Here is a 15,134-nt window from a genome sequence, read left to right as displayed (position 1 = left end):
CTCTTCTTGTTCTTGACATAATTCTGCTAATTTAAGGTTTTTAATCCTATCTTAAATTCACACAAAAAGTTGTACGTTTTTTGGGGAGCAGCATATAACCCTTACAGTTTCAATTCCTATTTAGATATACCGATACACTTTCGCATTACCAGCAGTCTGGGGTAGTATTTTTTCAAAAAAACTGGACTTCTTTTGAAACCTCCACTTCTGAGACGACTTTCTTTTTTTTCTTTTTCTTTTAAAAATATTTAGGGGCCGAGCTTAGTGAGGCACCTACTCTAAAATCCGAAAGTATGCCAAATTTTATCGTTAAAACACATCAAAAAGACACCATTTACTTGGGAAACCAAATCTTTATTCTGAACAAAGGAATCAACAGCGGTAAGCCCCAAAAAGAGCCATTTACAAATAGTTATGTAATTATTTTTTCATCCGAAGAAGATGCCGAAATGATGTACTGGCTGGCTTATAGCCTTTGGCAAATGAGATTTTGGCACCAGCACCTAATAGGTTCCGTTATTCCTTTTATTAGAATTAAATGCTTCCAAACCGAATTTGACCACAAAGTAACTAAAATGCTAAGCGATTTCGAGCAACACAAAAAAGACATCCATGCCATTAAAGAATTGGAGCAGCAAAAACAACATTTGGAGACAAATATCAAACTGATAAATGAATTAAAAAAATGCATTTTATTTAGGTACTGCCACTAAACAAAAAAAAGCCTAATCTTGCGATCAGGCTTTCTTAAAAATTCAGCAAAGGTTACCACACGAAAACTGAATTTATTTTTTATTTTTTGTTAATCGTTTTAGAAGCAGTGAAACTATAAAACTTACAACTGCTCCAACAACCGCTAAAATAATTGTTTTTTTAATATCTTCAGAAAGGATGTTGGGCATAATACTCAGCAAAGTTCCTGATGCGGTTCCTGCTCGAAGGGAAATATTAGCCTCCATCACGAGCTCGATTTACGGTCTTTTGATGGGAAGTAAGGACATCGCCAACAGTGAGTTGACTTACAGCGGATAACACTCCCCCAGCCACGGCTAGATATCCAGCCATACTAACAACAGCCACTGGCAAAACAACCGGTGCTGCAATCACACTTCCGCTGATGGCCAACAAGGCTAGTCCAATGGTTCGCAAAATCCTAAAAAACTTAGGAGTGGGCGATTTTGCTCTTTCAACTAATTTCATAGTATTATTTTTTTAAACCTGCGCGCTGCAGGCAGATTGAATACTTATTTTAACGACAATATTGCATTCCAAAGCAGCGTAAACTAGCGCTTTTAACTTTTTCAATGCTATTCGGGAAGAACTGCCCTTCCCTATTCCAGTGTGTTTGGTAACAGGAGCAATACATCCTAATAATTCTTTTTTAGCATTATTTGCAGGATGGATTAAGATCAAATCTCGTCCCGAAACATATATCACATGCAAGTGCCATCCGAATTTTTTACTGTATCGCTTTTTCAAAACATATTCTCCCTCGGGAATACAAGAAATTCGTCTTTGATTTCCTAACCAAGGCAATTCGATGGTATAACAAACTAGTGCGCCGTTCCATTCTAGGCTCCCTTGCGTTCCTTCAGGAAAATAAATTCTGTTTAATACCAAAACCATTTTACAAACCGCTCACGCTAACCAATGCTAACGGGTTATAGGACCCGTTTTTTAATGGATACATCTGTCCATTCACCTGTTGGTAAAACTCAACACCTAAAGCCAAAAACAAGGGTCTTGTACTATTGGGAGTAACTGGATTTGCTTGTGTAATAGCGACTGTCGGTGTTAAATCCCACGGAAGAATCGTAGTTTCGGAATTTGTGGAAACGAAAGTCTCCCCCTCAAAATCGATTTCAGAGCCAGCCGAAATAATTTTAAAATGAGTGGTTCCTCCTGGAGCTGCAATCATATTAGCAGGAATGAAAGGAGCTATATCAATAGTAATGTCTCCAGTTACTCGGTCAATACCAGCAACATAAGGAGCAAATAAACTTGTGCCCAATTTTCCTCTAATATTAAATTCAAAACCAACAAGTAATTCGGCTTCCCCGTCAATCACATTTCTCAACCCTCTCACACTAACAGTATCTGCTTGGATCACTTTTATCATTGCTTGAGTCAACCGACTGACCATTCTGCCATCAGCAGAATTCAAAAGTAAGGCTCTCAAAGCCGTTCTCAAAATCTTCCCCGCTTTTCCTGCTCTTCCAAATTCAGAACCATTCTCACGTGTTCTTTGAAACGCAGGATCACTTTTGATTCTGCTGGCATCGATACCTCCTTTTTCGCGCGCTAAATGTCCATCTTGGGTTTTGTAAAAAGTAATATCACCGATAGTACCTTTCAATTTAATTATGCCTTTCTGTCTTGCCATAATTTCTAAAATTTAAGTTTATAATTTGTTTTAAATATTCTTTAAATCCACTTTCCGTTGCAACAATTCCGATGGATTTTAAAACAAATTTTAGCCAATTAAATAGCATAAAAAACACTCCCCTATTCCAAATGTCATTTTTAGGTATAAATGGCAGGAAACAACACAAATGTCTCTTCCCATCACCCAAAAAACCACAACAATTGTCCCTTCTGAACAAAAGAGATTTTTCACTAATTTTATGGAGTCAAACAAATTGGATTACAGGAGTTTCAAGTAAGTCAAAGCCCAATCAAAGCTATAGATAGAGTATGAAAACAGAATATAAAAGATTGTGTATTTACCCCAAGGATATACAACGCATTACCGGAAAGAGTTATCGCCAAAGTATTAGACTGTTACAAAACATCAGAAAGGAACGCAATAAGCTCCAAAATGAGCTTGTATCGATAGAAGAGTTTTGCCAATATACAAGCCTAAAAATAGAACAGGTTGAACCACTAATTATTGGATAAAAAAAACTTCTATATTCAGTAAAAGAGTAAAGTTCATTTTTATAACATTCATAATTGTTTATAAAAGTCTAATTATTAATTGTATTTACAATATTTATAACTCGTATATACGGTGTCAGGTACTACTAGCGATAATGTCGTTTATTTATTTACAATTATAGTTGAAGACTGATTACAGCAATCTAGTACGATTTCACAACTGTCCGTAGCCTTAATTTAATCTTTCTAAAATATTTTGCATTTTTAATACTTACCTCGACCACAACTTCCTGATATCAAATTAATACATTGAAATAAAATCATTCTTTTACAGTAGAAATCCATTGATTTTTGATTCCCCATTGTTTATTTGGCTCCGTCGAAGTTTCAAGAATTAGCAAACCTCCTGCTTGGATTTCACCTTGTGTTAACCAGTTTCTTTCCAAAACTTTTCCATTCAAATTAGCAGATTTTATGTAGAAGTTATCTTTGTTATAGTTCTTGACTTCTATGGTAAAAAATTTTTTATTTTCCCATTGAAAAGTGACTGTTTTAAATATTGGAGCAGTCAAATAATAAATAGGATCTCCAACGTTTGCGGCAGATAAACCAATACTGCGCATCACAAACCAAGAAGACATGGTTCCTGAATCATCATCCATCGTTCGGACATACGCTTGTGGTTCGTTTTTATAAATTCGGCCTATGTAGGAATCGATTCCTTTACTGTTGTCATTAAAATAACTTTGAATGACAATATCTAATAAAAGATTGCGATACAATTTTTGTGATTTCCATGGTTGAGAACTCGCATTGTACATCCCGGGAACTTGTAAATCAGGCTGATTGGCATGATTATAATTATCGCCATCGAAAAATTGATTTAACTGTGTTACAAAACTATCCTCGCCTCCAGTCAATACTTTTAATCCTTTTACATCAAATGGTACAAACCAACGGTATTGCCAAACCGTTCCTTGATACATGCCTCTAGCTGGCATAATATCAATATCTTTTTTACTTAAATCAGCAAAATCTTTTTTCCAATACTGTTTGTATTCTAACGCTTTATTTAAGTACTTTTTACTCAACAACGTATCGTTAGTAATTTTCAGAATTTCTGATAATGCCCAATTGTCGTATGAAGATTCTAGTGCTTTATCCGGTGAACTATAATCCAATCGATCTACCTCAGCAATCAATGAATCTTTTATCGGATTAAAGTCTATGAAATAACCTTTTCTATACCCATCTAATAAAACTACGATCGCATGTTCTGTTCTAACCGTGGGAGAAGGCTCGTGTTTTGTAGCCCAATTATTCTTTCCGTGCAAATATAAATTAGCAATCGATCTTAAGATAAAGCGGTATTTTTCGGGGTAGGCCAATGATAACATAGGTAATTGTTCCCTATAATTATCCCAAATAGCCCAACCATTATATATAAAATCTTTTGACTTTTGTATTGTGCCATCAATTGCGGCATATTTCCCATCAGGTTCTGATATTAAAAAAGGAGCTTGTAAACCACGGTATAAAAGAGAGTAAAATAAATCTTCCCGATCTTTCTCTCCTTCCACTTTGATTCTACTTAATAGACGATTCCATTGCACCGCTGTTTCCTTGGACAATTCTCCTGCAGCAAGAGATTCTATTTTTGCCTTAGCATAATCCTCACTCACAGAGGAGAATCCTACGCGAACATTCATTTCTCTTGCGTCCTTCTTTCCTGACACTAAAAGTTTATGCTCCTCTATAGATTTAATATGCTCCATATTTGCGATTTCAAGCGCAAAATAAATACGATAAATTCCTTTGTTACAAGTTGTCTGTGTATCAACCCAACCACTAATCATTTTTCCTGAAATTTGATGCTTTTCTGCTACAAATCGATTATCAAAAGCATACGATAAATCGATATATAATCCTGCTCCTGAAGATGGAAAAGTATATTGATGAATCCCAAAATTATGTTTTACACTCATCTCAGCCTTTACACCGTTTTCAAAAGCAACACTGTAAATTCCAGGAAAAGCCTTTTCTGTTTTTTTTACTAATGGTGTAGCAATATCAGCAGTAAGAATTGGTTTAACCAAAATATTTCCGCCTGTACCAACACATCCCACTCCTTCAATTCTTGTATGCGTAAATCCAATAAACTCCTTTGCTAAATACTCATACCCCGCATGAAGATGAGGATACGTTTGTGGTCCAATACTCATCATGTTAAAAGGCGAAGAGGCAGCTGGTGACATCTGTCCATGATCACCTGAAGTTCCAAGAAAAACATTTACTTTATCGTTATACCATGGAGAAAGACTGCGTTTCTCTTTTTGGGCGTTTACTGATTGATTACCAATTGCAAATAGGATAATTACAATAAGGATTACTTTTTTCATAAATTTAAGGATCTAAAGGGTCGATGGGATTCTGGTGTAATGATTCGATTTTGGGCAAAAATTCAATGGTGGTGTCAGAAAGTCTTTTTAATTGTATTGCTGGAAGATATCCAAACTCAGACATGCATCTTGCTGCAAAGATTTTATTTCCTAAATAACTGCTATGACTACTATTGGTAACCACTAAAATAGGTTTAGTAATAGACACTTGATTGAGAACCAAAAGACGAGTGGCATTACGTAAATTTGTTGTCGTATGCCTTGCATGTGGATCAATTAAAATATTTTCTTCTGGAATCTTATACATTTCCATCAGTTCCTTTTTCATTTCAATGGCTTCACAAAAAGAAGTTCGAAAAGGGTGTGCATGTCCTCCCGAAACAATCAATATCGGTGCTTTTTTTGATTGATATTCTAATACTCCCAATTGTAAGTTTAATTTTCCTACCGCCGAAAGCCGGTCTTGATAATTTTCGGGTCCATTTCCTAAAACTAAAATCGAAGAATACGCATAAGTATCAAAATTAATATTTTTTAAATGAGCAATTGCTTTTTTATTTTCATTTTCAGCTAATGGCTCATAACGAGCCGCTTCATCTCTATGATTCATATACAACAACGCTAAAGAAAAATCTAATGCTGGCTGAAAAAACAAACGACTTTCTTTTTGCTTTGCATGTTGTAAAAAGTCACTCCACATTACAACAGCTCCTTTATAAAAATTGGATTTAACGTCATAGGAAACGGAATCAATTACAGCATACTGCGGCGCTTCACCTGCCCCATACACACTAGAAATTTGATTCATTCCTGTAGCACAAAGTTCCCACGCCTTTATTAATAATTGAGCGTCCGATTCATTCTTGAAATTTTCATAGGCTCCAGAGGTACGCAAATTATCGTTTACAAAATCTTGAAAAAACTGATTTTCATGTATTAATACCTCTAATCTTTTAGAGATGTTTTTTAAAACTCCTTCTTTGAATTGGTAACTGGAGATTAAACTTTTCAAACTATCTTTAAAAACAATTACCTGTCCCTCAATTTCTTTTTGTTGTTTTTCATAAATGGATTTTAAAATTAAATCATTTTCTAATAATCTGCGAACTGCCTCATTTTTTTGGATGGCAGTCAAAAGATAAAAGTTTTTGTCTTGAACTACAGCATTTGAATGAGCTGATGTAAAACCTAAAGTGAATCCCTTCCCTTTTTGCGCCTGAAGACTCATAATCATAAAAGTCAACAGTATAATTAGTATTCTTTTCATGTCTTTCTTTGTAAATAGGAAAAGGGCAATATCACGATTGCCCTTTTTATTTTAAATATTAATAACCGCTATTTTGAGTAATTATCCCAGGAGCAAATCCATCAATATAGCTTTGAGGTATTGGAAAATATTCGTTTTTCCCTTTTGTAAAAAAAGCATTCGTTAAATGTGTTCTTCTTGTTTTTTCTACAGCAAGGTATGTCTTCATAACTGAATCAACTTCTCCCCATCGCACTAAATTAAAGAAACGGTGCCCTTCCATAGCCAATTCTAATCTGGTTTCAGTATGAACTGCTGCTGTGGCTTCTATTGAATTTGTCCAAGGCAATGTGTAAGTGCTAATATTATAATTGCCAGCATTTGCGGTTCCATCCAGTGTTTTTACATAAGTAGAATTAGAAGCACGTTGTCTAATTTGGTTAACTAATGCTCTTGCCTCTTCCAATTTATTAATTTCTACTGAAGCTTCAGCTCGCCATAAAATTACCTCTGCATACCGAATGATATAGTAATTCAAGGCATTAACATACGGCCAAACCGTTACATAAAAAGGCGATTTTGCCGAAACTATCCTCTTTTTAGGAGCGAACTCTCCATAGGTGGCTAAATCTCTTGCCCAAGTCGTTGAATAAAGAACACCTAAATCTTTATAAGGAATTCCAGGACGTCCCACTGTAATATCTAATCGGGGATCTACTTTATCGCTATTTAGAACATCTATATTATCCTCTTGAGGTAAACCGACACTATTTGTCTTAAACGCATTTACTAAATTTTTAGAGGGTCTATGAAAACCATATTGAGCATAAAAAGGTCCGCCTGGTGCTGTTAATCGATCCCCAATACTTCCATTATAACTGCTCGCTTGTCCATCATTTATAGAATGTTGCACTGCAAAAATAATCTCTTTATTATTGTCATTTTCAGGTAAAAACACTTGTTGAAAATCACTTAATAAACCATAAGAGCTGCTCATAATTTCAGTTGAAGCATCATAAGCTAACTGCCATTTTTTTTCAAACACATAACATTTAACTAGATAAGCCTTAGCTGCGATTTTTGTAGGTCGGCCTTTATCCGTTTGAATTTCAGGAAGATCAGTATAGGCTAATTTAAAATCATCTTCGATTTTTCCCCAAAGTTCCTCTGAAGTAAAAATAGTATTTGATTTTGCATAATCAGCAACTGTATTAGCAGTTTCGTCAATATAAGGAATACGATTGTAGATTTTTTTCAATTCGAAATAATAATGACCCCTTAAAAATCGCAACTCAGCAGCACGCTTTAATTTTAAAGCGGGATCAAAATCTGTAGAAGCATTCAATAAACGCATCGCCTCATTACTTCGCTTAACTCCTTCATATAAGGCCATCCATTTTCGTACGATGTCGATAGTGGTTGAATTTGCATTGAAGATTTCCATTTGGTGTATATTATTTTGATCACCTGTTCCTCCGCCTCCTTTATAGCAATCATCCGAAGTCACATCGCCAAAACTCCAATTGGAATCAGGAGAATTAAATGCATTCGATGCACCATCTATTTGTCCGTTCAAAACACTGTAAGCCGAGATAATGGCACGCTCAACATTTGCCGCTTGTGTCATTTCAGAAGGTTTTACTTCACCATAAGTCTCTTCTTCTAAGAAATCATTAGAGCAAGAACTCAACTGCAGGGATAAACCAATTAGCAATGCCGCGTTCATTATGTTTTTTATTTGTATCATTTTGAAAAAATTAAAAGTTTAAATTAAAGCCTACAATAAATGTTCTTGAAGGGGGATAAAGTCCTCTATCAATACCTATATCAAGGTTTCTATTGCTTGATGAGTAACTTTGCAATCCTATTTGTGGTGTCATTCCGCTATATTTAGTGATTGTGAACACGTTACTGGCTTGCCCGTAAAATCGCAATTTCATTCCTGAAACTACTTCTGGTTTGAACGTATATCCTAATTGTAAATTATTTAACTTGAAGTAAGATCCATCTTCGACATAATAAGAGGATGGACGAATATTATTATTAGTATCGTCTAAGGATAATCTTGGAATATTTGAAGTGGGATTATCCACTGTCCAAGCTCCTAATAATGCTGCATCTTTATTATAAGCCGCCTGATTAAAAAACTGTGTTTTATACTTTGTCAGGTTATAAATGTCATTTCCAAAATTTCCATTGAAAAACATTCCTAGATCAAATTGCTTGTACTTTAGATTAACATTAAAACCTAACATTACAACAGGATGTGGCGAACCAATAAATGTTCGGTCTAACGTATTAATTATTCCATCTCCATTAATATCTTTGAATTTCAAATCTCCTGGCTTTGCATTTGGTTGTAAACCATAATCTGTAACTTCTTGATTACTTCTAAATAATCCATCCGTCACAAAACCATAAAAGGAACCTATAGGTTGTCCCACAGCACTTCTGGACACCTCTTGACCAAAATTTACAGTATGCAACGAGGAAGTTGGTATTCCTAAATAAGGGGCACTTGATAAAGCGGAAAGGTTATTATTATTTCCTGCTAAATTCAACGCTACATCGTAACTAAATTCATTTATTTTATCTTTAAAATTTACGTTTAACTCATAACCGCGGTTTGTCATTTGTCCATCATTGACCCATTGCCCATCATTTGTTCCACCATAAGTAAGTGGAACAACATTGTAAACTAGGATATCATTTGTAACTTTATCGTAAACTTCTGCTGTAACATTTAATTTGTCATTAAAAAATCCCAAATCTACACCAAAGGTTTTTTGTGTTGTGGTTTCCCATGCCAAATTAGAATTGGCAACGCGGGTTTGAGTCAATCCTGTAGCAACTACATTTTGGCTACCGTTAATAGCATAATTAGAATAACTATTATTATTTGTATAACTATCTACTGTAGAATAGGAAGGCAATTGCTGGTTTCCAGTTTGTCCCCAACTCCCTCTTAATAAAAAAGAACTTATAGTGGTCCCTACCTTAAAAAAGTTTTCTTTGTCTATTCTCCAACCCCCTGAAACCGATGGAAAAGTCCCCCATTTATTATTTACTAACCTTGAAGTTCCATCTCGTCGTACCGTTGCTGTAACCAAATATTTCTGTCCAAAATTATAATTTACTCTTCCAAAATAAGAATTCAGTGCCCATTGCTCAGCTGTTCCTGAGTTCAATTGATTTTCGGTTCCATACGTTAGATACCTAAAATTCAAATCACTATATAGAAAATTTTGTCGTGAAGCTCCAAATCCTTCATAATAATATTTTATAGCTTCTTGACCTAGGAGGGCATCAATATTATGGTTAGTAAGTTGTTTTTTATAATTTATTGTATTTGAAATGGTAAGCTGATAATTAAAACTATTGTTAGTTGTCAATTCATTTTTAACATTCCGCGATAAAATCTCGTCAAAAACGGGTGAAAAACCTCTATAATTATAGCTTTGAAAATCTAAACCTAAAGATGTATTATATGTAAAATCACCTACTGAAACTCTAGCAAAAACATTACCCAATGCTTGAATTCTTTTTTGCTTATTATCTTTAGCTCGTGTTAATCTACCTAATGGATTTGAAATATCATTTATAGGATTTCCTGCAAAATTGCCATTTATATCATAAACAGGCACAATAGATGGGAACTGCATTGCATCATAAACAATACTACCCAAAGAGCTGTTCGTTCCTGCGGCAACCTGAGTGGTGTAGGCACTTGTAAAATTTTCTCCTATCGTTAACCAATCTTTTATTTTATAACTAGAATTGAATCGTACGGAAAAACGCTCAAAATTGGTATGTTTTATAATTCCATCTTGATTGAAATAACCTAGCGAAAACGAATTTTGTGCTTTATCATCTCCTTTAGAAACTGACAAATTATATGAATGAACAGCCGCTGGATGCATAATTTCTTTTATCCAGTTTACGTCTCCACTTTTTATAGTATTTGTTTGATTGATAAAATTAGGAATAGTAGCTTGATTTGGATCATTCCCATAAATACCATTTGAAGGTACTTTGCCATCGTTTTTAGTTGCTTGCCATAACAAGTCGCCATACTGTTGTGCGCTTAACATATTAGGTAAATTGAATGCCGCTTGCATTCCTGAATATCCGTCAAATTGCATTTGCGTTTTTCCGTCTTTACCGCCTTTTTTTGTAGTTATTAGAACAACGCCATTTGCAGCACGTGACCCATAAATGGAGGCCGATGCGGCATCTTTTAAAACTTGAAGAGATTCAATATCTGCTGGATTGATTCCGTTTAATCCATTGGAAACTGGCACTCCATCAACAACCACTAAGGGATCGTTATTATTAATGGTACTAAATCCACGAACACGTATAGAAGTTCCTCCTCCAGGGCTATTATCGCTCATAATTTGAACCCCGGCTAATCGACCTTCTAACATCTCCACAACATTAGACTTTGGTTGTGAATTAATCTCTTTCATCTTTACAGAAGAAATGGAAGCCGTTATATTTCTTCTTTTTTCAGTACCGTAACCTGTTACTACAATTTCATCTAATTGAGAGGCTGATTCCATCAATACAATATTAAAAATGCTTTTATTTTCAATATTTACAGTCCTATTCTCAAAACCTACATAAGTGACCGTCAGAATTTTGCTGTCCGCAGGTATATCTAATGCAAATCTACCTTCAAAATCAGTAATAGTTTGATAAGTAGTTCCCGAAATCGCAACAGAGGCTCCAGGAATTGGAAGATTGGTCCCGTCTAAAACAGTTCCTGATATTCTTCTTTTTTCTTGAGAACTATTATTTCTCAAAACTAACAATTCTTTAACCAAAACTCCATTTTTGGTGATCTTAAAATCTAGATTTGCTTTGGCACTTACTACATTTAATACCTGATTTAAATCTTGATTAATTATAGTTAACGAAATTTTATTCTGTAAAAAGGATTGATCTGATCTATAAATAAACTTGCTATCGATTTGTTTTTCAATTGCGATAAAAACTTGTTTGATGGTTACCTCTTTTAAATTTAAAGTGATCAATTCAAGTTGTTCAGCAGTATCTAAGGATTCCGATTTGTTAAGTGTTTTTGAATGAATAGTGCATACACTTCCCTGAATAATAATAAAAGCTAGGAATAGAATTTTATTTTTCATTATTTTATTTCGTGTTTTTTTTGTTATTTTTTTTTGACAATGCAGAACCAACAAAACATGTTGGAAAAGGTGAAAATTAATTATGTTTATTGATAATTTTTTTTATTTTAGGCAGCAGTAAAGCTTCACTAATTTGCCTGATAGCCAAAGCAATATGATTTTCAACAGTTTTAGAACTGATATTTAAAACTTCTGCAATCTCCTTGTATTTTAAACCATCTATTCTACTGAGTTCAAAAACTTGACGGGATTTCTTTGAGACATGTTTTAAAATAGCACTTATCAATATGCTATTAATTTCTTTTTTTTCAGCATCGATAATTTCTTCCTCTCGGCTTGGAAAATTCATCGTATTCCCAAATTGGTTTTCATTTAGCGGTTGTTGCAAATACTCGAATTTGTCGACTTTTATTAATCTGTTTTTTGCTATTACATATATATAAGATTTTGGGTTAGTAATTTTATCCAGCGATTTTCTGTTTTTCCATAATTCAATAAAAATGTCAGCTACTTTCTCTTCTACTACACATAAATTTGTTTCGTAGGCCAAACCAAAGCGACACAATTTTTCGTAATATCTTTTAAAAAACAACTCCATGGACTCGTAATGATCATCCCTAATTTGCTGGAACAAATAGTCATCCGAAAGGGATTCATTATACAATTTTCTTGACTTACTATTCATCAGACTTCGTTATTAAATAATAATTAGGCTTACTTTGAATTATTTTGCAATTGGTAATAAATTCTAATGAACTGATAAATTCATTTATATTTTGATCTTTAAAAGAACCCGTAATTCTGAGATTAGCAATTTCATTATTTTTTACGATAAAGTTTACCCCATAAAAGCGTTCAATTTTTTCTTTGGCATCTTGAAGTTTTTCATCTTTAAGCAATAAAATATTATCTTTCCAGTCCATCGTTTTTTCAATATCGAAACGTCTTTTTAGTACGGTTTTTGTTTTTGTGTTGAATATTAATTCTTCACTGGGCATTAAATAGATTTCATCATTATTTTCTTTTAGAGATACTTTAACCTTCCCTTGTTTTAAAGAAATTGTTTTATTTATAGTTTCGCTATTAACACTAAATTCAGTTCCCAAAACCTGTACATCAAGATCAACTGTGTGAACAGTAAAAGGAGAATTAACATTTTTTGTAACTTTAAAAAAAGCTTCTCCAATTAGCCAAATGTCCCTTTGGTCCTTAAAATTATCTGCATATTTTACGCTACCTCCGGAATTTAGAGTCACTACACTATTATCTGGTAATGTAAAACTTAAGCGATGCCCTCTTTCTGCAACTCTTTGATTACTAAGCACCATTGACTGCGGAGTATTTAAATAAAAAAATAAACCTAAAAAACAGAGGGAAAGCGAAGCAAAGGCGTATAAAAGTGGTTTTCTAAAATTGAATCTATTATTTTTTAGAGTATGATGATTTATAAATGTTCCTTCAATTTCCTTAAACGAAGGAGTAATAATAGTTTCTTTAGTTGTTGGGTAACAAACCCATATCATTTTATAATCTTCATAAATTGATTTTAGATTATCATCTAAAGACAATTCGATTTCAAATAGGGATCGGTCCGCTTTTGACATCTCACTAGCCAAATATCTTACACATTTTTTTTCCTTGCGTTTAATCATAATCTCGATAGTTTTTGCGTTTATATATGAGAGTCGAAAAGTATAAAATACCACTAGTTCTTAACGTTAATTAATTAACAACAAACTGTATTTTCTATTAAGACAATTGGTATAAAACAAGAATAAAATGCTACTTTCAGTTCAAGACAGGAGCTAATAAATTAACAACCATGTGTCTGATATTATTAAAATTAACATATAAGAAAAGCCGTGATTTAAGGTTGAAATACGGCAATTAGAAATAGTAAGATAAAAGGAGGCGTAATTTTCCGTAAAAAAAAGATAATTGATATTTCAAAAAAAAAAAAGGTAAACGATCCTTAGTCAAATTAGGAAAATTGCAAATGAATGCAATCGGTACACTGAGAAGAATACACAATAACAAAAATTACTATAAAGCTGCACAAGAACTAATTTATGGCGCCGAAATAACTTATAAAATATTAATAAAACTACAGATAGTTAAATTTGGTCCAATTTGAAATAATAGAAAAAGACCACATTGCTTAACTGCTTCGTCAGTGTTTTAACCCCTATAAAACAAGAGTATTATTCTAAATTTCGATTATTAATTACATTGTTAATTTTTCATCATTATTAAATTATAGAATAGATTTACCAATATAAAATCCTAAAAATGGAACAGGTTGAACCTTTGATTATTGGCTAGTAACTTTATTTAACCTTAACAAATTTTGAACTTTACCAGTTCAAAATTCATTCAATAATTAGTTCAAATTTTGACAAATAAATATTAAATACACTTTGATTAAACAGTCAAAATCATTATTTTTACTGGGATAAGATTACATGATTTTTGCACTAAAATTGACAGGAGCAAAATCGAGACCCTAGTTTTAAACAGCTTCATAACAAGCTATATATAAGCGAATTAAGTAGGTAATACAAATCCCTCTTTCTCCGCTGGTTAATTCAAATAACCTACCAAAACCCTTTAAATCTTATGATTTAGAGGGTTTTTTCTTTTATACCCCTTCCAAATTATTCATAGTTTATTATATTAAAAGGGGTACTATTAGGGGCACTTGCAAAATTCAAAAACATTGTGCCCCTACCTATGGCAAACCCAGTAATAGCAGGGAGTTCATTAAATGTACATCTTGTTTTGTGTTGATAGTAATTTTAAATTTCTATTAACTTAAAGGTCACCAGCTATGAATGAAAACATCTTAATCCTCTTTTACTTAAAAAGAGCCAAAGTCAACGCACAAGGGTTAGTTCCTATTTTTCAAAGAATAACTATCAATGGCAAACGAATTGATAATAGTACCGGAAAGTTTATTGATCCCGCCAAATGGCATACCGAAATGTCAAAAATGAGGGGTACCTCAGAAGAAGCTCGTTCAATAAATGGACATCTTGAATATTTGAAATCCAAAATATACGATGCTGAGAAAAACTTAATCAAAACCGATATTCCTATAAATTCCGAAACATTAAAAAACAAATTACTGGGTATCGAAGAACGTCGAAGAACCCTCATCCCTATCTTCAAAGACCACAACAACAAAATCAAAGAATTGGTAGGCAAAGAATATGCACCAGGAACACTGGAGCGTTACAAAACCTCTCTGAAACACACCATCGATTTTCTGGAATGGAAATACAAAATATCCGATATTGAAATCGACAAAATAAATCATGCTTTTATAACCGATTATGAATTCTACTTGCGCAGCGTTCGGAATTGCGCCAACTATGCTGCTCCCCAAAAAACGTACAACTTTTTGTGTGAATTTAAGATAGGATTAAAAACCTTAAATTAGCAGAATTATGTCAAGAACAAGAA

Annotated in this window: 12 protein-coding genes; 2 read left to right on the top strand and 10 right to left on the bottom strand. The window is 33.6% G+C overall.

From position 1 onward, the window contains the following. Positions 1-293 precede the first annotated feature (293 nt). Positions 294-713 carry a DUF6943 family protein gene (locus tag BUC11_RS15655; protein WP_073020565.1) on the top strand — a complete coding sequence of 140 codons (420 nt, stop codon included), beginning with the start codon at positions 294-296 and terminating at the stop codon, positions 711-713. 72 nt (positions 714-785) lie between these two features. On the opposite strand, the gene BUC11_RS17030 is transcribed toward BUC11_RS15655, so the two are convergent. The 10 genes from BUC11_RS17030 to BUC11_RS15600 all read right to left on the bottom strand — a co-directional run bounded on the left by BUC11_RS17030 (position 786) and on the right by BUC11_RS15600 (position 13,324). Continuing rightward, positions 786-959 (bottom strand): hypothetical protein, encoded by a 174-nt coding sequence (locus BUC11_RS17030; protein WP_170857227.1) that lies wholly within the window; start codon positions 957-959, stop codon positions 786-788. Next, positions 949-1,200 carry a hypothetical protein gene (locus BUC11_RS15650; RefSeq protein WP_073355577.1) on the bottom strand — a complete coding sequence of 84 codons (252 nt, stop codon included), beginning with the start codon at positions 1,198-1,200 and terminating at the stop codon, positions 949-951. Before BUC11_RS15650 ends, BUC11_RS17030 begins: the two co-directional genes overlap by 11 nt. Positions 1,201-1,212: 12 nt before the next feature. After that, positions 1,213-1,626 (bottom strand): DUF5675 family protein, encoded by a 414-nt coding sequence (locus BUC11_RS15645; protein WP_073355575.1) that lies wholly within the window; start codon positions 1,624-1,626, stop codon positions 1,213-1,215. A gap of 1 nt (position 1,627) precedes the next feature. Continuing rightward, positions 1,628-2,383, bottom strand: a complete 756-nt coding sequence (locus tag BUC11_RS15640; protein ID WP_073355573.1) for a hypothetical protein — start codon at positions 2,381-2,383, stop codon at positions 1,628-1,630. Between the two features lie 814 nt (positions 2,384-3,197). Further along, complete coding sequence (locus BUC11_RS15625; RefSeq protein WP_073355570.1) at positions 3,198-5,276, bottom strand: glycoside hydrolase domain-containing protein; 2,079 nt, start codon at positions 5,274-5,276, stop codon at positions 3,198-3,200. Positions 5,277-5,280: 4 nt separating this feature from the next. Continuing rightward, positions 5,281-6,543 (bottom strand): YdcF family protein, encoded by a 1,263-nt coding sequence (locus tag BUC11_RS15620; RefSeq protein WP_073020605.1) that lies wholly within the window; start codon positions 6,541-6,543, stop codon positions 5,281-5,283. Positions 6,544-6,601: 58 nt separating this feature from the next. Then, entirely contained in the window at positions 6,602-8,269 is a 1,668-nt protein-coding gene (locus BUC11_RS15615) for a RagB/SusD family nutrient uptake outer membrane protein (protein WP_073020606.1), read from the bottom strand. Positions 8,270-8,279: 10 nt separating this feature from the next. Further along, on the bottom strand, positions 8,280-11,672 hold the full coding sequence (locus tag BUC11_RS15610; protein ID WP_073355581.1) for a SusC/RagA family TonB-linked outer membrane protein: 3,393 nt from the start codon (positions 11,670-11,672) through the stop codon (positions 8,280-8,282). 76 nt (positions 11,673-11,748) lie between these two features. Beyond that, complete coding sequence (locus BUC11_RS15605; RefSeq protein ID WP_073020608.1) at positions 11,749-12,357, bottom strand: sigma-70 family RNA polymerase sigma factor; 609 nt, start codon at positions 12,355-12,357, stop codon at positions 11,749-11,751. Then, positions 12,350-13,324, bottom strand: a complete 975-nt coding sequence (locus BUC11_RS15600; RefSeq protein ID WP_084129717.1) for a FecR family protein — start codon at positions 13,322-13,324, stop codon at positions 12,350-12,352. The genes BUC11_RS15605 and BUC11_RS15600 overlap by 8 nt, the downstream gene beginning before the upstream one ends. A 1,175-nt stretch (positions 13,325-14,499) precedes the next feature. Here BUC11_RS15600 and BUC11_RS15595 point away from each other — a divergent pair. Beyond that, on the top strand, positions 14,500-15,111 hold the full coding sequence (locus BUC11_RS15595) for a phage integrase SAM-like domain-containing protein (protein ID WP_073355568.1): 612 nt from the start codon (positions 14,500-14,502) through the stop codon (positions 15,109-15,111). Positions 15,112-15,134: the final 23 nt, after the last annotated feature.

Source organism: Flavobacterium xanthum, from assembly GCF_900142695.1.
Classification (GTDB): domain Bacteria; phylum Bacteroidota; class Bacteroidia; order Flavobacteriales; family Flavobacteriaceae; genus Flavobacterium; species Flavobacterium xanthum.
The sequence above is the reverse complement of the archived record's forward strand: the minus strand, read 5'-3'. Positions and strand labels throughout refer to the sequence as shown.